This window comes from Tenebrionibacter intestinalis (assembly GCF_016632365.1).
Classification (GTDB): Bacteria; Pseudomonadota; Gammaproteobacteria; order Enterobacterales; family Enterobacteriaceae; genus Tenebrionibacter; species Tenebrionibacter intestinalis.
Genome location: NZ_JAEPBH010000196.1, coordinates 1 through 342 on the forward strand (window position 1 = coordinate 1; position 342 = coordinate 342).

General features: G+C 61.4%; 1 pseudogene. It reads right to left on the reverse strand.

The features are described from left to right. A pseudogene (locus JJB97_RS18445) lies at positions 1 to 342 on the reverse strand (hemolysin); the annotation flags it as partial.

A 342-nucleotide genomic window follows, 5' to 3' on the forward strand; every position in this document is an offset into this window, starting at 1 on the left:
CTGTTCCCATTCCGCTTTCGCCGCCCCGCGCTCTTCCTGCGTGGCGCTCTGGCGTTTTTCGCTGGCTTTCTGCGCAGCGGCGATGGCATCTTCCGTGCGCGCAATATCGGAGACCTGCGTGCCGATATCGCTGATAAGCTGCGCTTCCTCCAGCCGCTGCTGCTCTCTCTCTTTATCAAAGATGGCGTCGAGGCGGCCGCTGGCGTTTGCCGTATCACGGGACAGGTCGTCGATGCTCTGCTGCTGGTTCGCCTTATCCCGGATAATAATGCTGCCGCCACTGATGGCGGACGATGTGGCGCTCTCAGCATGCCCGCTGCTGTTCATGCCGCTGAGCATGCT